This is a genomic window from Shewanella violacea DSS12 (assembly GCF_000091325.1).
GTDB lineage: Bacteria > Pseudomonadota > Gammaproteobacteria > Enterobacterales > Shewanellaceae > Shewanella > Shewanella violacea.
This window is the reverse complement of record NC_014012.1, coordinates 2,844,842-2,866,425: the sequence shown is the minus strand read 5'-3', so window position 1 is coordinate 2,866,425 and position 21,584 is coordinate 2,844,842. Positions and strand designations below refer to the sequence as shown.

The window sequence follows — 21,584 nt, the reverse complement described above, 5'->3', positions numbered from 1 at the left end:
GTTTGGTTGGTTTGCAGGATGCCATTACTTAGCTGTTATCTAACGCCTGCCCGGCGAGGGATGTGCAAACACTTCTGCGACACGCCGCAAGCACAGTCCCTGTGGGCTCTGCCATGACATCCTTGTCACGGAAGGTCACAGCCGCGTTCACACCTGAGTATTTGCTTCTTCGATTTGAATTTTACTGGCATGTAGCTCACTTTTGGACAAAAGCTCGTTAGAGTTAAAGCTCTTGTAGTGATGAGTGTCATTAGGGAAAAACCAATAACCAAGAAAATAACCAAGAAAGAAAATAACCAAGACACCCAAGATTGTCATCATAAGAGTTGCGCTGCCTCAATGAACCCATTGCGAGACAGGCCAACAAGGAAGATAACTGTACAGGGAGATTTTGGGAGGGGAGGTTCAAGTCCCAAGCCCTATTGGATGAGGCTGCTGTTCTGGCCTGCATGGCTTATGTCGACCACTCTTTATTAATAGATAGGCCTATCCGCGCTAAAATGGCTGCTACACCTGAAACCTCAGACTTCACTAGTATTAAATTGCGTATTAAGGCAGCGATACAAGGTGAGCAGCCCAATACGCTATTGCCCTTTGTCGGCAACGAGCATAAAGCAATGCCTAAAGGACTCATGTTCAGTGCTAAAGATTATCTGCAACTTGTTGATGATACTGGGAGAATAGTCAGAGCCGACAAGCGAGGGTCTATGAGCCAAGAGTCGGCTAATATTTTAAATAGACTTAATATCCCGCAAGAAAACTGGATAAAACTGACCACAGAGTTTACCAAGATTTTCAAAGGTCCAGTGGGCAACACCCAAGAGTTAACAGTGTATTGTGAACATCTTGAGCGCAAGCGCCGGCAAGGTGCTGCCAACTGTCATCGATGGCTAGATAGCGCTTAATCAAGACCCCAAATACCCAATTTAAAGTCATATTTTCATACATAACCAAACCCTTGTTTGGGATTTATGATGTTTTATTTTTAAGGGAATAGTCGATATTTTACTCATAACAGACTATTTGAGTATCATTTGGTATGTAAGTAGGCGGATTGATAAATCGAGGAGTTTATCTAGATGTGTTCGGCACTGGCGATCTTGCTGAAAATAAAAATGGGTGTCTTGGTTATCTCTTGTCTTGGTTATCTCTTCCTGACTAAAACAAAATATTCGTCCTATTATGGCCTCAAGCATAACGAACCCTCGCTCAGCTATTTGCTTAATAAAGAGTATGATTAAACCCCGACCTCGGGCTTACTCCCTGTGATAAAGAGTACACTTGGGATAAGGACGCGGCTGCGCGCGGCCTATCCTTATACGTTAGCTATTGTTTGGTGAATCGACGACAAACTTTCCAAATAAACTATTTAACGGGAAATAAATTACCAAATAAATAACTAAGAAAACCAGTAAATCCATGATGAAAGATAAATCATTTAAACTTGATACTGAATCAGTTAAATATCCTTTAACAAATGATGTAATGAATGCAGATATAAATATAACAACTAAATCTGAATGTTTTTTCTTCATACAACTCCCTTTGGAAAATATAAAATAGCTAACGCCCCTCTAATAAGTGAACCATGTGCTGGCGGGCGATTTGCTCAGCAAATGGCGTGACAGCCTTGGAAAATCTTAATTCAGAGGCTTGTTAACTTACGTCACACTATATCTATCATAGGTTTAGCAACTGTGACACCGATAATTAGTAACATCAAAAAAGGGACTGCATGGCACAAAATCATCGGATACTTGCCAACAGAATCCTTTGTTGGGATGAAAAAATACGGGTCAACTTTAAGTAAACATCTATAGAAAGGCATCAATATGGGTTTAAACCAAGTATGAAAGTAATACCCACTTACAGCGACTATCTGTACTTCAATAAGTAATAAGAATATATCAAGCCCAACAGCGTCAACAAACAAAGCTAAAGACACTAACTCTGGGTTAAGTAGCAATGCACAGACAACCGCTATCGTCGTAATCTCCCACATCCATTTTTTGAACTTCATAAATCCTCCATGATTTAGTCCACTTTGATTGGCTTGTTGAACGAAGCCGCTATGCGGCAGAAAGATAAAACTATCTCTATCCTCTCATCCTAAATACTTACTAGTGCAGGCCTTGTTAGGCCATTAATACTAGGAGTATTGTCATGAACACATCCGAACAACAACGCTTTGATTTTCTTTATGAACAACATCTTACCAACTTAACCCTGCAAGGCAAGCGACCCGCAACCATCGACGCATACAGTCGTGCTGTAAGGCGCATTGCAGCATTCTTTGACTGCTGTCCCGATAATCTCACAACCGATGATTTGAAGCGCTATTTTGCTTCTTTAATCGATTCACACTCTTGGAGCACCGTGAAGTTAGACCGTAATGGCTTACAGTTTTTTTATCGTTACGTGCTTAACCACAGCTGGGAGTGGCTCAACATCGTCAAGCCGCCCCAAGTGCAGCGCTTGCCCGATATTCTTACGCCTTGTGAGGTTGCCATCGTCATTAGCCTGACTCGACAACTGCGATATCAGGTCTGCTTTTTGACCTTGTACAGCATGGGATTACGACTCGGTGAAGCGATTTCATTGCGTGTTGGCGATATCGATTCACAAATAATGCAAGTGCATATTCGTAATGCTAAAGGCGGCAAGGATAGATTGGTTCCTCTGCCAAAACGTACCTTGCAGGCTTTACGTTATTACTGGAAAACCCATCACCATCCTCGTTATCTCTTTCCTGGTAAAGATAGCCAGCCAGACTCATTGATAGATAAAGGCGGTATTCAGAAAGCGCTAAAGCGGGTTATCGGAGAGTGCAATATTCATAAATCCATCAGCCCTCATAATTTACGACACAGCTATGCGACCCATCTGCTCGAACAAGGACTAGACTTGCGTTCGGTACAGAGTTTGCTTGGCCATAACAGCCTTAACACCACTGCACGCTATACACGGCTCACCCAAATTACCCGCAAAAATACCGTTGAAGCGATTAACCAACTTGCAGACGGCTTGGCACTGTCATGGGAGTGTGGCGCATGACGTTCATCGACATTTTACGCGACCACCTAGATGCGTTTAATCAGGCTTACGAGCAGCAAATTACCTCTTCGATGCAACAAGCGATACACGCCATGCTCAGTTGCCGCAGCAATACTGAGCGAACGAGTCAGTGGGCTTGCCAGAGTTGCACTCATATCGCTGACTTTCCACTTTCATGCGGCCATCGCAGTTGCCCACAGTGCCAGCACAACACTACGATAGATTGGCTCGCTAAACAGCAAGCTAAACTACTCCCTGTTGAATACTATATGGTCACTTTTACTTTGCCTTTTGAGCTTCGAGTCATTGCAAAACATCAACCAGAGTCGATGTATCAAGCTATGTTCTGGGGTGCCGCCAGCGTGCTAAAGGAGTTCGCCAAAAACTCAAAGCAACTCGGAGGTGAGATTGGCTTTACTGGCGTATTGCATACCCATAACAGGCGGCGTGATTTTCATCCCCACATCCACTTCATCATCCCTGCAGGCAGCTTTAACAAAGACAAAAAACAGTGGCGCAAGAGCAAAGGCAAGTACCTGTTCAACGCCTTCAACCTTGCCACTGTATGGCGTGCACGTTTGCTAGAGCTACTGACAAATAAACTCGGGATCAAGTTACCAGAACACCTGCCCAACAAATGGGTGGTCGACTGCCAGCACGTTGGTAAAGGCTTGCCAGCACTCAAGTACCTGTCCCGATATCTCTATCGCGGTGTATTGCCAGATAAATGCATAACCAGTGTCGTCAATGAACAAGTCAGCTTCGAGTATCAAAATAGCCAAACCAAAACAACTGAAATACGTACCTTACCAGTAACTGAATTTCTATGGTTAGTGCTTCAGCATGTTTTACCCAAAGGGTTACGGAGAGTGAGAGACTATGGACTGTTAAGAGGGAGTGCTGCCAATCTGCGGCAACGAATACGCTTGATGCTGGCAGTTGCAGGAGTGGTATTTGCCCCGCTCGAAAGTAGCACTAAAACTCAAGCCATACGACCTTGCCCCTGCTGCAAACAGCCAATGAAATTTATGGGGGTTCATGGGAATAAGCATGCACGACCGACAAGTTTTATCATGCAGATAACAAGGGAGCCTAACGCCACTGTTTAAGCAGAAGGCAGATAAAGTTAAGGCTTAAGGTACAGAGCAAGTCACAAATGAGGAGGTGTTAAGGTATTAATATTATTGAGCAATTCAATTAGCTAGCAATGCTAAGGGATCGCTGTGACTAGTTAAAAGTGTCACTTAAGATAATCCACCAAAACCAGCGTGAACTCTCGCGCCACTATTTACTATATAAAGGTATCGCTTCTAGTAAGCTGGGGCTTGTTCAACACTTGGGATAAGGACGCGGCTGCGCGCGGCCTATCCTTATACGTTATAAACCACTTACCACTTGATAATCAGCTATTAGACCAACATTTTCTATTGGTGTTGGTAAAATATCGTCTCTGGTATTTATAAGTCCATCTCTTCCGTAAGAACGAATATGGTAAGAATTTTCATTAATGACTTTGTAATAATAAAGTTTTATTTCATCTATGTTCACTTGTGTTGAATCATGGAGGAAAACCATCGAGTTTTCAGGCTGAGACTTTTGTAAGGTTTCTAAAGAATCTGGGTATTGACCATTTTGTACTTTATAGAATTCGATTGCCTGTACAGCACCTGTTAGTTGTGTTTTTGCCATGGTAGCTCTAAGTTCATCATAAATACCATCTTCTTGAACAAACCCAAAGTACCCAAGTGAACCATACAAGATAACGGTAAATAATATACCCGCGGAGCCAACATATTTAAGCTTTGAGTTTTTAGCTTTAAAACCCCAAATTATGGCGATGATTCCAAACAAAACTCCAATTAATGGAATAAAAGACATTCCACCAATAACATACCCCAAACAACCAGTAGAATCACTTGAGCTTTCTACGCTTTGCTTCTTATCTAGCATCAGTTCGGTAATTAAGCGATTCACTTCATTAAAGCGATCAGGATATGAATCTTTATCAATGTTTTCTCTAACATCGATAAGTTCATCGAGTGTATATTTTGAATAATCTATAGTGGAATCCATGCCGGAACTGCTCCTGTGGTTTATAACATTTCTATACACGCCTTGCGCGTTTATCAGGTTAGACCAGTCAAGGTGTATACCCATAATCATCTCATTTAAAATTTTCGACGATTAGTTCAAACACATCTTCTGGAAATCGAGAATACACACTTTGCTTGCCTCTTATCTGTTGCAAACCTAGCATACGCATTATTAATTACTTGAATCTACGCTGTTTTTTGTTTTCACTCAACAGTAAGTCGCGAATAGGCTAGGTGAAGTTTGCAGAGAAACCGCAAAAAACAATAATACTGTCTAAATACATAAACACGATTGACCACTAGATTGTTACAATATGGTTAAAACCACCTTTCATGGTGATGAAAGAAGGCATTGCACAGAGGTTAATGCTGTATTTAGCAATATGACTATCCCTGGCTCATAAAGGGGCAGAAGTGAGTTACGAAGCCTAGTAATAACGCTAAATCGAAGAGACCCCATTCTTGTAGAACAGCCAGTGTCAATGCGGCAGCGAGCTTCCAAAACCGGGTGAGGTATCACGAAGTTATACTATCCGAACGAGAGGCTTGGATGCCGAACTGGCCGTTAAACATGGACGTTGTTAGATTTGGCAGAGCCTCCATGGATGACTCTTTTGAAATCAAGAGCCAGCGTCTCGCAGAACTTATCAAAGCAAAGAGCGAATATGCCTCGCCGGGAAGCGATAGATAACAATGAAGTTATGGCTTTCAATGACATATTCCAACAGCAAAGGACACTGGATTCCGGCTCAAAATATCTGCCGGAATGACGAAAAGTAACGACCAAAACAAAATGAACCAAGGTGAAAATGTAACTAGTCTTCATTCGATGACTAGCAATCTTTGGGGCATATCCGTGTTAGCGAACTAACAAATATCCTTAAATCGAAGAGAAACCTTTCTTGTGAATCAGCCTGTGTAGATGCGGCTACGAGCTTCCAAAACAAGGCCGAAAATGTTCCCTACATTTTTCGGCATTTCCACCATCCGTGGCGGTCAGATTTTTTGGTAGAGACTACAGGGCCAATTTTGTTCCATACAAAATTTGGCATTCCCACCTTGACCTACAGGGATGTAGGGAATGCCATAATGATACCGGGAGTATCATTGGCCCATGGCGGTCAGATGTACTCTTTATGAAATCAAGAGCCGGCGTCTCGTAGAACCTTCTCAAAACAAAGAGTGCACATAAGGTCGTTCATTCACATCCATGTGATCACGACATTTGTGCATCCATGCACGGCACCCGCTGGGAAGCGTTAGATAACCATGAAGGTAAAAGTTAAAACACACTCCCCAATATCAACTCAGCCAAAAGCTAAACAAAAAATGTGATCGGTCTTTATTCTAAGGGGAGGTCTACGTGGACGTCAGAATTTTTTTCACTGGCAACAAAAAAGCCGCAGCTTCATTTGCATGAAGCTGCGGCTTATCATTGTTTCGCTTTAGATTATTTCAACTCTACTTGCCTTAGCTGCATTATTTTACAGCACCAGAGCCAAGCTTAGTCTGCAATCAGCTGATATTCATTGCGCAGAATGTCGATAATCTCTTGCTTAGGATTGTCGCTGATAACCAACTTCTTACCGATCACTTTTTCTGCGATGTCGATGTAAGTGTTGGAGATATCCATCAGCACTTGGGTCGGTAATTTATTAGCTTGTGCCAGTGCGAAACGCTCAGGCATACGCTCCTTGTTCAATAGAATGTCCGGATCTGGGAAGTGATTAAGTAGCCACTGTCTGAAACCTTCTTTCGACTTTTCTACGATACTACCTTCGCGGTGCGCCGGACCATCCCAGATGCGTGAGCTGTCTGGTGTTCCCACTTCATCCATATAGATAAGCTTCTCTTTACCGTCTGCGCCTTTGACATAGCCAAATTCAAACTTGGTATCGATGAAGATTTGATCTTGCGCTGCAAGGGCATCACTGATCACGGCAAAACCTTCCTGCAACAGTTTCTCGTACAGGTCGATATCCGATTTTGCATGGAAGTTAAATCCTTGCAGATGACGCTCGAGATCGGCACGTGAAACGTTGACATCATCAGCCTCTGGTACGCCTTCAAGACCGGTAAGCACACCCTTAGTCGATGGAGTGATCAACAGCTCAGGCAGTTTTTGGTCTTTCTTGAGGCCTTCTGGCAAGGTGATGCCACAGAATTCGCGTTCACCTTTACTGTAGGCGCGCCACATGGAGCCGGTAATGTACTGTCTGGCTATGGCTTCAACCATTACTGGCTTAGCTTTTTGTACGATCCAAACAAATGGGTGAGGGACATCCAGAATATGGCTGTCGGCTAAGCCTTTCTCTTTGAATAGCTTAAACCAATGGTTAGAGATGGCATTGAGTGCAGCCCCTTTACCTGGGACACCGTTGAGGCCATTTTCTGCCTGCCAGATACAATCGAAAGCCGAGATCCGATCGCTTATTACCATGATAGCCAGTGGCGTATCATTAGGAACGTCGTAACCTTTCTGTTCGATTAGGCGGGCACTATCCTCAGCCGTAAGCCAGTAGACACTGCGAACCTTACCTGAATGAACTGGCTTATCTGTGCGGATCGGCAGATCATCATTTACTGCTAGAACTTTGTTTGAATGATTCATAGGATATTATATTTTGGTCTATGTTATTGGTGGTTGTCGTAGGCGTACATTATCGACAAGATTGTAGCAGAACTTATATATGCCAACACTATGGTAAAAGGAGAACAGACTGTTTTTGGCAGACTTTCTGCGGACTTTCTGCAGAATTGCCGGCTAACTTTTGCTTCTGCTTATATCGATAGCACTGAAGCGAGTGAGTCAAATTGAATTTAAGCTTAAAATGACAGCATTAGTCTAAAATTGGTACATAAATAGGCTAACTGGATCTGACTGTCTCATTGAATATTAAGCCAAGCATCTTCTATCCTCTGAGCCAGAAATTGAGCGCCACGGTTTATCACAACAGCGCTTGGTGTCGGTGTGGACTGATTTCATTATTAGTCATGTTTGTGTCGCTGGCGGCAGGAGTTTCTTTTGCAAGTGCTGGAAGCGAAACCCTAGCAGCCAATACCAGGAGTACAGCCAGAACTGTCGTATTTGTTACCAGTGCCTATGCGCCCTATGTGATCAATACTGATGGCCTGGCAACTGGCCTATTTCCGGACATAGTCACTGCTGCTTTTGTGGAGATGGGCTACAAGGTTAAGTTTAAGTTTCAACCTTGGCAGAGGGGAGAGAAATCGGTGAGATCTGGTACAGCGTTCGCGACTTTTCCCTATTTAAAGAATCCTGCCAGAGAGTCTGAATTTGATTTTTCGGAGCCTGTACTGTTTTTCTACCCTAAATTTTTCTACAATATCGAGACTTTCCCCCATGGATTTGAGTGGCAGACATTAGCCGATTTTAAACCTTACAGAGTCGGTGGTGTCAGAGGCTACTGGTATGAAAACAGCTTTAAACAGGCTGGCATTGCAGCGCAATATGTGACTTCGGATAAACAAAATATAGAGATGTTATTGGTACAAAGAATTGACTTCACTCTGATTGATGAGCTGGTTGGTTGGAATTTAATTCGGGAAACGGCGCCAGGCATGGTGCATAAGTACGCAGTGGCCAGTAGACCACAAAGCAGTGACGCGTTTCATCTGATGATATCCAGAGACTATCCCAATACTAAGCTACTCAGACTAACCTTCGATTTGGGCTTACTCAGAATAAAACAAAATGGCATTTTTCAGCAAATATTGGATAAGTATCGAGTGGCGTCCGAGTATGGCACGCCTTAACTTTAAGCTTAGGCTGAGCCATAAAGTCTCTTGAATCTGCTTGGTTTTATTATCTCTCGCTAAGCCTTGGACCCTGAGAGTTCGCTGCATCTCTCTTAGTCTATATTCCTGTGAGTTAGATATCAAAAGAGCGCCGAATGCGCTCTTTTAAACATCATAAATCGTCATTAATCATCGAGAAGGGCAATAATTAAGACTTTGAGGCCGCTGTGTGGCGCTGCATTAAGTTGTTGGTGATGTCATTCATGCTCAAGTCTTGATCTTCGAGTAAGACTAGCAGGTGGTACATGAGGTCTGATGCCTCATCGATCAACTCTGGCTTGTCATTAGTCGCCGCGGCAAGGGCGGTTTCCAGACCCTCTTCGCCGACTTTCTGGGCGATACGTTTAGTGCCACGTTCGAACAGGTGCGCCGTGTAGCTGGACTTAGGATCGTCCCCCTTACGTGAGGCGATAAGCTTGGTCAGATTATCGATAAAAGGATGAGCATTGCCATCGGGCCAGCAACTCTCTCTCTCCAGATGACAGGTGGGTCCGTTAGGAATGACCTGTACCAGCAAGCTGTCGTTATCACAATCTTTGTCGATGGCGACTAAATTAAGGGTATTGCCTGACTCTTCCCCTTTAGTCCATAGACGCTGTTTTGAGCGACTATAAAATGTCACTTGTTTGCTGGCCAGAGTCTTCTCCAGTGCCGCACGGTCCATATAACCTAGCATCAACACCTTGCCTGAGAGATGGTTCTGCACCACTGCTGGGATCAAGCCTGCTTGTTTATCCCAATCCAGTTGATTTACCAATGTTTGGTTCGTATTTACTTGTGTCATTATTTTTTCCTACTACAGACGACTGTTTAACCCCATCTGGCTATGACAATAACAGCCTAAACAAGATAAGTGAGCCGATTAAAAACCAGTTAGTATCTGATGGCTATATGTTGAGCGCTTAGATAGCGCTTAAGTTCCTGAATATCTATGATGCCTTTATGAAATACGCTGGCCGCCAGCGCTGCATCGACTTTGGCTATCTCAAATACATCCTTAAAATGCGCCATGGTACCGGCGCCGCCAGAAGCGATAAGCGGTACATCACAGAGCTCTCGTACTATAGAGAGCTGTTTTAAATCGTATCCTTGGCGTACACCATCTTGGTTCATTACATTGAGGACTATCTCGCCACACCCTCGTTGTTGTACTTCCTGCACCCAATCTTGGGTGAACCATTGAGTATCCTTAGTGGCGGCTTCATCTCCAGTAAACTGTTTCACTTTATAGCTATCACTTTGGGCATCGTAATAGGAGTCTATGCCTATGACGATACATTGCCTGCCAAACTCATCTTGAAGGCGTTCAATCAAGCTTGGATCGGTCAAGGCCGGGGAATTGATTGAGATTTTATCTGCGCCAAAGGCCAGTTTCTCGCGGGCCTGCTCTATGCTTCTTATGCCGCCAGCGACGCAGAAGGGGATATCTATCAGCTCAGCGACGCGGCTGATCCAAGACTTGTCGATGACCCTGCTATGGGCACTGGCGGTGATGTCATAAAAGACCAGTTCATCGGCGCCTTCTTCGGCGTAACGCGCCGCCAATGGCACTATATCACCGACAATCTGATGATTTCTAAATTGAACGCCTTTGACTACCTTGCCATCTTTCACATCCAAACAGGGGACAATTCGTTTAGCTAGCATCTCTATCTCCTGAGCCGTTAGCTACTGAGCCGTTTACTTCTAAGCTGATGTTTATGGAGGTATTTGGCCAACACTCAATCGCTTGTTTAACGTTAAAGTTCTCGATCAAGAGGGCCTTGCCTATGATGATGCCGTCGGCGCCACTGTCTCGTACATCGGCTACATCATCTAAGGTGGCGATACCGCCAGAAGCTTGCCAATTGATCTCCGGGTAACGAGCCGCTATCTCTCGATATAACTCGTTATTTGCGCCTGTTAAGGTGCCGTCTCGGCTAATATCAGTCACCAGGGCATGTTTGAGCCCGTAGGGTTTAAACGCTTCGACTAAAGATTCTAGCGATTTGCCGCCACCGCTCTGCCAGCCGGATACCGCTACAATTTTCTCGCCGCTGTCATTGATATTGACGTCCAGTGCCAGACAGATGGCATCGGGTCCATACTTTGTAAACCAGCTCTGTACCAGTGCGGTCTCTTTTACGGCAAGAGAGCCGATAACCACACGCTTAACGCCTATTTCTAATAGCTCAGCCACTTGCGCTTCAGAGCGAATACCGCCGCCCACTTGAATGTTGGCATCTAGCCCGGCGACCAGCTCCGAGATGAGTCGAGTCTGACGTGAATCTGGGTCTTTCGCCCCTGTGAGGTCGACGATGTGCAGCCATCTTGCTCCTTGGTCTTGATAAGACTTGAGCTGAGACAGTGGAGGCAGGTCGAAGGTGGTTTTCTGGTTATAATCGCCTTGATAGAGGCGGACCACTTCACCATCGATAAGATCGATTGCTGGAATTATCATGCTCTGCTCTCCCTATTGAGTGTCGGTATTTGTTGCTTCATCGCCTGCTTGTCCAGTGCGAGGAAGTTGCGCAAAATCTGCGAACCCACTTCGGCGCTCTTCTCCGGGTGAAACTGCACCCCCATAAAGTTATCTTTGGCGATAGCGGCACTGAAGCGCTCACCATATTCACATGTTGCGATAGTAAATTCGCTCAGAGGTGCCTTATAGCTATGAACGAAATAGAGGTAACTTCCCTCGGGTATGCCCTTAAATAAAGGATGCGACGAAGGACTTATTTGGTTCCAACCCATGTGGGGCAGGGGTAAGCCCTGGCTATCTAAATCTGTGATTGAAGTTGGAATGAGTCCTAAACATTCACAAGCTGATTTTTCATTAACAGATTTTTCATTAACAGATTTTTCATTAACGGCCTTGTCACCAGCGTCACGCCCGCCTTGCTCTCTTGATTTATCTGTCATCATCTGCATGCCTAAACAGACGCCGAGCACAGGTTGATCTAAGTTTTTAATCAGCTCGACCAATTGCTTATTGTTAAGGGACGCCATGGCGGCCCCCGCGGTGCCAACGCCGGGAAGCACCACCCGGGTGGCAGCCTTAATCACTTGATGATCATCACTGACCACCACATCCTTGGTGAGCCGCTCGAAGGCATAACGAACCGAGCTTAAGTTAGCGCAGCCCGTATCTATGATCACGGTAGAATTTGTGACTTGGCTCATAGCACACCTTTACTGGAGGGTAACAGGTCGCCCTCGACTTTAACGGCTTGACGAAGGGTACGGCCCAAGACTTTAAACAGGCTTTCTACCTTGTGGTGATCGTTATTGCCCTGGGTTTTGAGGTGCAAGGTGCAACGTAATCCGTCGGCAAAGGAACGGAAGAAGTGTGGCACCATTTCGGTGGCCATCTCGCCAACCATCTCACGCTCAAACTCACCGCTGAATTTAATGAAAGGGCGTCCGGACAGATCTAGCAGACATTCGGCGCTGGCTTCATCCATGGGGATACTGAAACCAAAACGTGCGATACCACGCTTATCGCCTAGGGCTTGTCTTAAGGCATCGCCGATAGCCAGCGCCGTGTCTTCCACGCTGTGGTGATCGTCTATCTCCAGATCGCCATCGACCTTTACGTCCATCTTAAAGTTACCGTGGGTGGCTATCTGCTCCAACATGTGGTCGAGAAAACCTATGCCTGTGTCTATCTTGCCTTTAGTCTGCGAGTCAAGGTCGATAGTCACGTGAATATCGGTTTCTTTGGTGGTGCGCACCACAGTGGCGACTCGCTCCTTGCTCAGTAATTGCTCTGAAATATCATCCCAGTTGAGGTTTTCACGGTCGTACAAGAGGCCCTTAATTCCCATGGCCTCGGCCAGTCCCATATCTGTGTGACGATCGCCGATGACGGCAGATTGTGTAAAGTCGACTTTACCTAAGGTGAGATAGCCTTTAACTAGGCCAAGTTTTGGCTTACGACAACTACAGTTCTCGTCATCAAAATGTGGGCAGATAAGCACAGCATCAAATTTGATGCCCTGACTCTGTAAAATCTGCATCATCATATCTTGGGGGGCATCGAAGTCATCTTTTGGAAAAGAGGGGGTTCCTAGGCCATCTTGATTACTCACCATGACTAAACGGTAACCAGCGCCTTGGAGTTTAAGCAGAGCTGGGATGACCTTGGGTTCAAATACCAGTTTTTCTAGGCTATCGACCTGCTTATCTGTCACTGGCTCTTCGATGATGGTGCCGTCACGGTCGATAAATAATATTTTCTGTTTCATGCTCTTTCCACCTTAAATTAAAATCTGCTCTATCTAATTATTTTAATAGTTATTTTTATTTAGCTTGTCCGGATGCCTAACGTCACTAGGGTTAAGGTCACGCTGTCACGGGGGCTAACACCTTAATAAGGAAATCGGTCTCATCTGAGTTGCTAAAGCTAAAGCGGATACAAGTCGCTAAGCGTGGATCGCTATAGGCTCTGGCGACTATGCCATTGCAAAGCAAGATCTCTTGGATTGCCGAGATATCATCAAACTGGGCTAGCACGAAGTTGCCATTTGCCGGGAGTACCTTGGCGCCATATCCCTGTAAGGCTTCACTGAGGCGAGCCCCGCAGGCTTTAAGGTTGGCGACTTGCTCAACCATAGTATTAATTCCCTGCTCACTCAGAGCCCTGGTTGCCAGTAAAGACACCGGCAATGGCACTGGGTAAGGGGCGATAACGCGCATTACCATTTCGCAGATACTGGGGCTGGCCAACATGAAACCACAGCGCGCCCCAGCCAATGCGAAGGCTTTCGATAGGGTTCTGAGTACGACTAAATTGTCGTATTTTTCGATAAGGTTCGCCACGCTATAATTTGGGCAAAACTCGATATAGGCTTCATCGACAACCACCAAAGTATCGGGTAAGTCAGTGATCACTTGCTCGATGGATGCTTGGTCGATAACCGTGCCCGTGGGGTTGTTAGGGTTACAGATAAACACCAATTTTGCATTAGCCACTTGCGAGACGATATCTTGTGGCAGTCGATAATCATCAGTCAGGTTTAGGGCATTTACGCCGACATTGAAGGTCCTGGCACTGATGGCGTACATGCCATAAGTCGGACCGAAACAGGCAATGGCATCTTTGCCGGGAGTACAGAAGGTGCGAATGAGCAGCTCTATGGCTTCATCGGCGCCGCGGCCTGTGATGATGCACTCTTTTGCCACGCCGCTGTAGTCACTATAGGCTGAGATAAGCTCGGGTGGCTGACACTCTGGATAACGGTTGATGCCAGCTAGCGCGGCATTATTAAAAGGGGATTCGTTGGCATTGATCCAGATATCCCCCTGACCACCGATACGTCTCGCCGATTGATAGGGCTGTAGGGATAACAGCTCGGGACGTGCCAGGCGCTGAGCGAGTTTGCCAGTCCTTAGACTCTCAGTTTCATTCTCACTCATGATGCATTCCTCGCGGTTAAACTGTCTAACCTGATTTTTATCGCATTCTTGTGAGCATCGAGCAGCTCAGCTGCTGCCAAGGTCATTACAGTTTCGCCTATTGCCAATAAGCCTTCGGCGCTGAGCTCCTGCACGGTAAAGCGGCGGGAGAAATCAGCCAGAGACAGGCTAGATACTGCTCGGCTATAACCGTAAGTTGGCAGGACATGATTGGTGCCGCTGGCATAATCACCAACCGATTCTGGAGTATAAGCACCAAGGAACACTGAGCCTGCTGCGCGAATAGAGGTTAACAGTTCTCGGGGCGCCTCAGTCTGAATGATCAGGTGCTCGGGCCCATAGAGATTAGACACCTGAGTCGCTTGCTGCATATCGGCAACTAACAGGGTGCGACTGGACTCCAAAGCCAGCTGGGCTATCTCCATTCGTGGCAGGGTTTCGAGTTGACGATTGAGCGCGGCATTCACCTTTATGGCCAGTATTTCACAGTCGGTGACCAGCATGACCTGAGAATCGGGTCCGTGCTCCGCCTGAGACAGGAGATCGGCGGCGATAAACTCAGGATTGGCGGCTTTGTCGGCAATCACTAACACTTCCGAGGGACCTGCCGGCATGTCGATACTCACCACACAGTGACTGTCTTGAGATACCAGCTTCTTGGCTTCGGTGACAAAGCGATTACCCGGGCCGAATATCTTATCTACTTTTGGCACAGATTCAGTGCCAAAGGCTAGTGCTGCTATGGCCTGAGCACCACCGACCTGATAAATCTCTGTGATGCCACACTCTTTTGCTGCATATACTATGGCATCGTTGATAGGCGGCGGGCTGACCAGAACCCGCTGTTTACAGCCCGCTATTCTTGCTGGCAGGGCCAACATCATGACCGTGGATATCAGCGGCGCCGTGCCGCCGGGAATATACAGACCCACTTTCTCGATGGCTTCAGATCTTAGCTCACAACGTATGCCAGCTTGGGTCTCGACACTGACAGGCTCAAATTTTTGAGCCTGGTGAAATACCTCTATATTGGCCATGGCTTGCGCGATGGCCTGCTTGATATCCTCACTGACACGGGTGCAGGCTGAATCAATTTGATCTGGCGATAATCTAAGCTCAGTTAAGCTCACACCATCAAACTGCTGAGTGTAAGATAAAAGCGCTGTATCTTTTTCGACTCGGACCCTGTTGACTATCGTCGAGACACTCAGCTCAAGGCTTCCATCTCCAACGAGGGGAGAGCGGCTCAGGGCGCTCTTACGCTCAGCTTCACTTAAATTTGGCCAATTGAGGATCTGCATATCTTTCTACCCCATCATCTTTTCGATTGGCATAACCAAGATAGAGGTTGCGCCAAGTTTGGTGAGCTCTTCCATGGTGTCCCAGAACAGGTCTTCGGTACTGACGGCGTGGACGGCGACGCGATTGGTATCATCATTAAGGGGCAGTACCGTTGGGTTTTCGGCGCCTGGGAGCAGGGCAACAATCTGCTCCAGTGTCTCAGTCGGCGCGTGTAGCAAGATGTACTTGCTCTCTTTAGCACGAACGACCCCGTTGATGCGGGATAAAATCTTGTCAATCAAGGCTTGTTTAGCGGGAGTTTGAGTCTGGGTAGACTGAATGATGCAGGCACTTGAGCGATAGATGACTTCGGTTTCATAGAGGCCGTTTGCCTCTAGTGTGGCACCGGTTGAAACCAGATCGCAGATCCCATCGGCAAGCCCTGCACGTGGCGCAACCTCTACCGAGCCTTTAAGCATACAATCGCTATAGGTGATGCCTTTCTGCTTCATATAACGGCGCAGCAGATTAGGGTAAGAAGTGGCGATACGCAGTCCTTCCAGAGACTGGGCGTTTTCATATCTAAACTCATTTGGAACGGCTAGAGATAGACGGCAAGTGCCAAAATCCAGCTCCCTAAGCTTGATACAAAGTGAAGGTTTATCGAGTCTTTCACGCTCAACCTGCTCCTCTTCGAGCACGTTTTCACCTATGATCCCCAAGTCAACGACGCCGTCCATGACCAGACCCGGAATATCATCATCACGGACTCTAAGCAGGTCGATAGGCAAGTTGTCTGAGTGGGCGATGAGGCGTTGCTCATTGATGTTAAATTTCACACCACAGCTTCTAAGGAGTTTCATCGACTCTTTCGATAGGCGACCGGATTTTTGAATGGCAATACGTAATCTGTTTGATTCTGACATGATTTATTTCCTATTAAGTTGATTCTAATATCTTTTTTAATACTGTTCTAACTGATTCTTTGTTGATATTAATCAGCTGATTAATTATAAAAATCTCTAAAACGAAAAACCCCCGGAATTCCTTCCAGGGGTTTTTGATATTCTTGAATCAACCGCCGGAAGGAAATAGTCCTTCGGCAGTGAGCTTCCGAAGGCTACCGCATATGATGGTGATGATGGATAGTGTTCAGAAGCTTTATCATAATCTTGTCTCTTTCTCTGTATTTCGATGAGTGAACAGTTCAGCCTAAGGTGATGAAATCTGTTGCTGAAAAAATAACTTAGCCATCGGGCTAAGCCTTGCATTTAAACTAATCATTTTTTTTAGTCATTGCAACTGCTAATTTAAATCCATGCATAATCTTCATCTATATCATATACCCGAACTAATCATCTGCAGCTTATGTCGGCATTGTTTTGTTATGAGGATAATATTCAAATAATCTCTAGAAGTGAGTCCTGTAGCGGATAATTGAAAATGCTGCATAAATTTGTCCATTCAGTTTGTATCTATTTGTATAGGAATGATTATTTTTATGTCATTCACCTTGCTGGCCATATTTTTAATTATCTAGTCCAAGCTTGACTGTGTTTTTGTATTTTAAGCAGAGATTAACTGTTTCTTGTTGCGGACAGTGTGATGCCATTAATTCTAATCAATGGCAAGGGTATAGACGGGGTGTTAATGGTATATGTATTTCTTTTCACGTCGCGACAGCCAGTTGCCGTCAGCGACATAAAAAGGAAATGACTAGCAGTAGAGATTAAACAACTGCTGAAATAATAGCAGTGAGCCTATTCCACTGATGACGACCCAGATCAAATTGAAACGCAGGCTCACTAATGTACAGACTATGGCTGCGAGTACTTTTGGATTGTGTAAGTTGAATTCCATATCCGAGCCGGAACCCAAAATCTCTACCGCGATAATGGCAGGTAGTACTGTGACAGGCACGAATCTCAGGGTCTTCTTGAGTCTTTCGGGCATTTCAAATGATCCGGCCATGGAGATAACCGAAAAACGTACGATGAAGGTCGCCAGTACCATGACCAAGGTGATGAGTAAGAAGGTGTTCATGTCTAGTTGATTGTGTAGATGTTCCATAGTCTTATACCTCACTGTTTACAGCTGGAAGGACTTCCACTGGCTTGGTTACTTGTGCTTGGATGGCCATGTTTTCACTGGAAATATCCATGCGATAACCGGCGTAGACCCCAGTGATTGCGGCGACGACTAAGCCTAGAGAGTAGGGCAGTCCAGAGAGCAAGATGCCTGTTACGCTGGCCACTATCGCGGCGACGATACACTCGCGACTCTTGACCTGGGGAATAACGATGGCAATGAATGCCGCTACCATGGCGAAATCTAACCCATAATGAGCTATTTCCGGGAAGGAGGAACCTACCAGAGCGCCAAGAAAGTTTGCGAACACCCAATTCATCCAGAACCCCATCATGGCAGCAAGATAAAACCAGTGCCTGCCAGCTTTTTCCTGTTTAACCTCTCCTATGGTAGCCGCATAAACCTCATCCGTAAGTCCGTACGCCATTAAGGCGCGAATGTGAATGGGGTAGTCTTTGATGTGCTCTGACAGAGAGGCACTATAAAGCAAGTGTCTCAGGTTGATGATAAAGGTGGTGAGCATGATGACTAAGATACTGGCCGAAGATTGGATCAGGCCAAGTGCCACCATCTGGGATGACCCTGCAAATACCGTCAGTGACCAGAACGTACTCTGTCCCAGTGTCATACCCGCATTAATGCTGATGGCCCCCACAATAAAGGAAAAAGGAAAGGCGCCTATACATAGGGGGAAGATCGATTTGAAACCGGCTTTGATGAGTGTGTTCATGTTTGACCTTAGGTAATTAGCTTGTCATGTTGCAAATATATTTGACTAAATGATGTTTATCAATAGAAAAGTTGCAAAAACTCAAATAAATTTGATATTGATCATCTTATACTCGTTAAAGGTCCCAAGTAATGATTGCTATGGGTAAACGCTGCTATCTACTGACTCTCAGTCATGGTGGCATTACTTATGTAGGATGGGTAATACAAATTATAAAAATAAAATGCAAAAATACTTGCGCAAATATATTTGAGGATTTATGCTTGTATCAAGTTAAATTATGAGGATTAATCATGAAGAAGATCATCACATCAGATAAAGCCCCCGAAGCCATTGGCCCATACTCACACGCTAACGCTTACGGCAATCTCATCTTTACCTCGGGTCAGTTACCCGTGTGTAAGCAAAGCGGTGGTGTCGTCGAGGGGGGCATAACGGCTCAATCCCGCCAATCACTGGAGAATTTAAAATCTGTGTTGCAGGCTGGAGGAGGGGAGTTAGCAACAGTCTTGAAGACCACTTGTTATCTGGCCGATATTTCTGACTTTGCCGAGTTCAATAAGGTTTACCAGGCGTTTTTTAACACAGATTGTCCCGCCCGCAGTTGTTTCGCCGTGAAAGACTTACCTCTGGGTGTGAAGGTAGAAATTGAAGCTATCGCGTTTAGGAAATAACACTTTTCAATAGCACTTTTTCAATAACACTTAGTCAATAGTAGCTAGCAAAACATGACAGTAAATGGCCTCGAGTAATTGGATTATCTCAAGTGACTGTTTGCTATTACACAGAGCATGAGGGGACACTATGAAACATCAATGGCAGCAATACCAAGACATTCTTAACGCCGTCGTCAAACCTGCACTTGGTTGCACCGAGCCTATCTGTGCAGCCTATGCATCCGCCGTGGCAGCGTCTATGTTGACATCTAAGCCTGAGAGTATCTCTGTTAAGGTGTCCGATAATCTGTATAAAAACTCCATGGGAGTGTTTGTGCCAGGCACAGGCAAGATAGGCCTAGCTATCGCCGCCGCTGTCGGTGCCATAGGCGGTGACGCCGGAGCTGGCCTGGAAGTGCTTGCTGCTATCGAACCTGCTCAGGTCGAGGCTGCTCAAGCCTTAATCGATGCCGGTAAGGTTTGTGTTAATCGCACCAAAACCGATGAATTTATCTATTGTCATGTCACTATGAAGAGTGGCAATGATGTGGCGAGTGTGGAAATATCCGGTGGTCACACACAAATCATCGAGAAAACGCTCAATGGCGAGATAGTGTTTGCTAAAGAAGTGAGTGGGACATGCTCGACGGCTGGGATTTGTGATGGTGTGGACATCAGCATCCAAGGTATTTATGCCTATGCCACTCAAGTTAACTTCGAAGATATTCGCTTCATTCTCGAGTCTGCTGAGCTAAACACTAAGCTTGCCGCCGAAGGGCTAAAAAATGAATATGGTTTGCAAGTTGGACGTACCATAGAGAAAAGCATTCAGGCTGGTTTCATGTCGGCGGATTTTTCCAATACTATTTTAATGCAAACTGCGGCCGCATCCGATGCCAGAATGGGAGGCGCCAGTCTGCCGGCCATGAGCAATTATGGCAGTGGAAATCAGGGGATTGCGGCGACCTTACCTGTGGTCATCACGGCGAAGCATTATCAGGCCAATGACGAGTCACTCGCCAGGGCCTTGATCATGAGCCATCTAGGGGCCATTTATATCAAATCTTATTATCCACCTCTGTCGGCATTTTGTGGTAACACAGTGACTAGTGCTGCGGCCGCCATGGCCATGGTGTATCTTGGTGGTGGCAGTTATCTGCAGTCATGTTTTGCGATTCAAAATGTCTTGAGTGATTGCTCAGGTATGGTGTGTGATGGGGCAAAATCTACCTGTGCCATGAAGGTGAAAACCTCGACCGGCAGTGCCGTAAATGCCTTTATGTTGGCTATTCAGAGCACGTCGGCTCATGATCAGGGCATAGTTGCTCAAGATGTGGAGCACACAATCCGCAATATTGGTCAGTTAGTTACCCAAGGTATGGTCTCCACAGACACTACAATTATTGATATAATGTCGGCTTAAGTTGGTTAAAACATTTATATGATCTTATGGATATTATGTTTGCTTAATTTTATACAAGAAACCTAAGCAGTCTAATTGATATAATGTCGGCATAAGTTGTGATAAAAGGCCGCCAGATTGATATCTTGGCGGCGTTTGTTTTAGGGAGACGGTAAGTGCGCGAGTTAAGTGAAACAGATCATGCCATATTGAAGGCCAGTGAAAATATCGTCGATGGCATTGCCGCCATGTATGGCGAGCATACCGAAGTATTACTCCACAGTTTAGATGTCAGTAATCCCTCTATCACTAAGATAGCCAATGGCCATATCACGGGCCGTTCAGTGGGGGCGCCTATCACTAACCTGGCACTGATGAAGCTCAATGCCGGTCAGGATATCTCAGATTCTTATTTTACTAAGAGTCCGGATGGTAAAACACTAAGATCCATCACTATCGTTATTCGTAATGCCCAGCAAGATGCTATTGGCTTATTGTGTATTAACTCGAACCTGGATGCGTCATTTAGGTCAGTGATAGCCAGCTTTCTTCCGGGACAGACATCACAGGCTGACACGAGTTTCTCCCCCGAGACATTTGCCCGTAGTAACGATGAGATGATGCAAAGCTCTATCGAAAGCGTGCGCACTCAAGTGATGGCTGATGCTAGTCTTTCGCCGTCGAAGAAAAACCGTGAGATAGTCATACGTCTTAACGAGCTCGGCATCTTCGATCTTAAAGATAGCGCCCAGATAGCGGCTAAGGGATTAGATATCTCTATACACACCATCTATCGATATCTCAGAGAGCTGAAAACCTAGTAATACTCTTTTATAGTCTTGGCCTGAATCATCCAGGCCATCATCAATTTTATCTATTCATCTCTTAATTTTCGTGCTTGTTGCACTCGCAAATAAAGTCGGTTCCTATGAGCCTAAATCGACTCGTAAAAATCCATTTATCTCTGAAATCACTCGATAGAAATTCCATTCTTCTTACAGATCCTGACTATACTTCTGAAACTAGCTTATATTTATTTTTTAATAGCTTAGCCTACTAGTTCA

At 45.5% G+C, this 21,584-nt stretch carries 19 protein-coding genes, 1 pseudogene and 1 other annotated feature; of the genes and pseudogenes, 7 read left to right on the top strand and 13 right to left on the bottom strand.

Features of this window, described 5'->3' with window-relative positions:
• Nucleotides 1–326: 326 nt before the first annotated feature.
• A pseudogene (locus SVI_RS11890) lies at nt 327–905 on the top strand (transposase); the annotation flags it as partial.
• Between the two features lie 761 nt (nt 906–1,666).
• Here SVI_RS11890 and SVI_RS11885 read toward each other — a convergent pair.
• On the bottom strand, nt 1,667–2,020 hold the full coding sequence (locus SVI_RS11885; protein WP_013051778.1) for a hypothetical protein: 354 nt from the start codon (nt 2,018–2,020) through the stop codon (nt 1,667–1,669).
• A gap of 143 nt (nt 2,021–2,163) precedes the next feature.
• Between SVI_RS11885 and SVI_RS11880 the strand changes: the two genes are divergently transcribed.
• Both SVI_RS11880 and SVI_RS11875 read left to right on the top strand, forming a co-directional pair.
• Entirely contained in the window at nt 2,164–3,054 is an 891-nt protein-coding gene (locus tag SVI_RS11880; RefSeq protein ID WP_013051777.1) for a tyrosine-type recombinase/integrase, read from the top strand.
• Nucleotides 3,051–4,163: an IS91-like element ISShvi3 family transposase gene (locus SVI_RS11875; RefSeq protein ID WP_049791094.1), complete on the top strand. Its 1,113-nt coding sequence runs from the start codon at nt 3,051–3,053 to the stop codon at nt 4,161–4,163. The genes SVI_RS11880 and SVI_RS11875 overlap by 4 nt, the downstream gene beginning before the upstream one ends.
• A 268-nt stretch (nt 4,164–4,431) precedes the next feature.
• On the opposite strand, the gene SVI_RS11870 is transcribed toward SVI_RS11875, so the two are convergent.
• The gene (locus SVI_RS11870; protein ID WP_041419905.1) at nt 4,432–5,127 is read right to left on the bottom strand and encodes a type II secretion system protein GspG; all 696 of its coding nucleotides are present in this window, start codon (nt 5,125–5,127) and stop codon (nt 4,432–4,434) included.
• Nucleotides 5,128–6,651: 1,524 nt separating this feature from the next.
• A complete protein-coding gene (locus tag SVI_RS11865; protein WP_013051772.1) occupies nt 6,652–7,758 on the bottom strand; it encodes a phosphoribosylaminoimidazolesuccinocarboxamide synthase in 1,107 nt (368 codons plus the stop codon).
• 278 nt (nt 7,759–8,036) lie between these two features.
• Between SVI_RS11865 and SVI_RS11860 the strand changes: the two genes are divergently transcribed.
• Entirely contained in the window at nt 8,037–8,924 is an 888-nt protein-coding gene (locus tag SVI_RS11860) for a substrate-binding periplasmic protein (RefSeq protein ID WP_157608696.1), read from the top strand.
• Nucleotides 8,925–9,114: 190 nt separating this feature from the next.
• Here the strand turns inward: SVI_RS11860 and hisIE are convergent, their stop codons facing one another.
• From hisIE to SVI_RS11810, 10 genes are all read right to left on the bottom strand, one after another.
• On the bottom strand, nt 9,115–9,753 hold the full coding sequence (hisIE, locus tag SVI_RS11855) for a bifunctional phosphoribosyl-AMP cyclohydrolase/phosphoribosyl-ATP diphosphatase HisIE (RefSeq protein WP_041419904.1): 639 nt from the start codon (nt 9,751–9,753) through the stop codon (nt 9,115–9,117).
• Between the two features lie 86 nt (nt 9,754–9,839).
• The gene (gene hisF, locus SVI_RS11850; RefSeq protein WP_013051769.1) at nt 9,840–10,613 is read right to left on the bottom strand and encodes an imidazole glycerol phosphate synthase subunit HisF; all 774 of its coding nucleotides are present in this window, start codon (nt 10,611–10,613) and stop codon (nt 9,840–9,842) included.
• The gene (gene hisA, locus SVI_RS11845; protein WP_013051768.1) at nt 10,603–11,406 is read right to left on the bottom strand and encodes a 1-(5-phosphoribosyl)-5-[(5-phosphoribosylamino)methylideneamino]imidazole-4-carboxamide isomerase; all 804 of its coding nucleotides are present in this window, start codon (nt 11,404–11,406) and stop codon (nt 10,603–10,605) included. Before hisA ends, hisF begins: the two co-directional genes overlap by 11 nt.
• Complete coding sequence (gene hisH / locus SVI_RS11840; protein WP_013051767.1) at nt 11,403–12,128, bottom strand: imidazole glycerol phosphate synthase subunit HisH; 726 nt, start codon at nt 12,126–12,128, stop codon at nt 11,403–11,405. The genes hisA and hisH overlap by 4 nt, the downstream gene beginning before the upstream one ends.
• Nucleotides 12,125–13,192 carry a bifunctional histidinol-phosphatase/imidazoleglycerol-phosphate dehydratase HisB gene (gene hisB / locus SVI_RS11835; protein ID WP_013051766.1) on the bottom strand — a complete coding sequence of 356 codons (1,068 nt, stop codon included), beginning with the start codon at nt 13,190–13,192 and terminating at the stop codon, nt 12,125–12,127. The genes hisH and hisB overlap by 4 nt, the downstream gene beginning before the upstream one ends.
• Before the next feature lie 97 nt (nt 13,193–13,289).
• Nucleotides 13,290–14,363, bottom strand: a complete 1,074-nt coding sequence (gene hisC / locus SVI_RS11830; protein WP_013051765.1) for a histidinol-phosphate transaminase — start codon at nt 14,361–14,363, stop codon at nt 13,290–13,292.
• Complete coding sequence (gene hisD, locus SVI_RS11825; RefSeq protein ID WP_013051764.1) at nt 14,360–15,664, bottom strand: histidinol dehydrogenase; 1,305 nt, start codon at nt 15,662–15,664, stop codon at nt 14,360–14,362. The genes hisC and hisD overlap by 4 nt, the downstream gene beginning before the upstream one ends.
• Before the next feature lie 6 nt (nt 15,665–15,670).
• The gene (gene hisG / locus SVI_RS11820; RefSeq protein WP_013051763.1) at nt 15,671–16,570 is read right to left on the bottom strand and encodes an ATP phosphoribosyltransferase; all 900 of its coding nucleotides are present in this window, start codon (nt 16,568–16,570) and stop codon (nt 15,671–15,673) included.
• A gap of 99 nt (nt 16,571–16,669) precedes the next feature.
• Nucleotides 16,670–16,789 (bottom strand) — a sequence feature (His leader region).
• Between the two features lie 571 nt (nt 16,790–17,360).
• Complete coding sequence (locus SVI_RS11815; RefSeq protein ID WP_049791093.1) at nt 17,361–17,714, bottom strand: AzlD domain-containing protein; 354 nt, start codon at nt 17,712–17,714, stop codon at nt 17,361–17,363.
• 4 nt (nt 17,715–17,718) lie between these two features.
• Nucleotides 17,719–18,462, bottom strand: a complete 744-nt coding sequence (locus SVI_RS11810) for an AzlC family ABC transporter permease (protein ID WP_013051761.1) — start codon at nt 18,460–18,462, stop codon at nt 17,719–17,721.
• Nucleotides 18,463–18,755: 293 nt separating this feature from the next.
• On the opposite strand from SVI_RS11810, the gene SVI_RS11805 reads away from it, so the two are divergent.
• The 3 genes from SVI_RS11805 (at nt 18,756) to SVI_RS11795 (ending at nt 21,341) form a co-directional block, all read left to right on the top strand.
• Nucleotides 18,756–19,136 (top strand): RidA family protein, encoded by a 381-nt coding sequence (locus SVI_RS11805; RefSeq protein WP_013051760.1) that lies wholly within the window; start codon nt 18,756–18,758, stop codon nt 19,134–19,136.
• Nucleotides 19,137–19,266: 130 nt separating this feature from the next.
• Nucleotides 19,267–20,541, top strand: coding sequence for an L-cysteine desulfidase family protein (locus SVI_RS11800; protein WP_013051759.1), 1,275 nt, complete (start codon nt 19,267–19,269; stop codon nt 20,539–20,541).
• A 155-nt stretch (nt 20,542–20,696) separates the two neighbouring features.
• Nucleotides 20,697–21,341, top strand: a complete 645-nt coding sequence (locus SVI_RS11795) for a helix-turn-helix transcriptional regulator (protein WP_013051758.1) — start codon at nt 20,697–20,699, stop codon at nt 21,339–21,341.
• Nucleotides 21,342–21,584 lie beyond the last annotated feature (243 nt).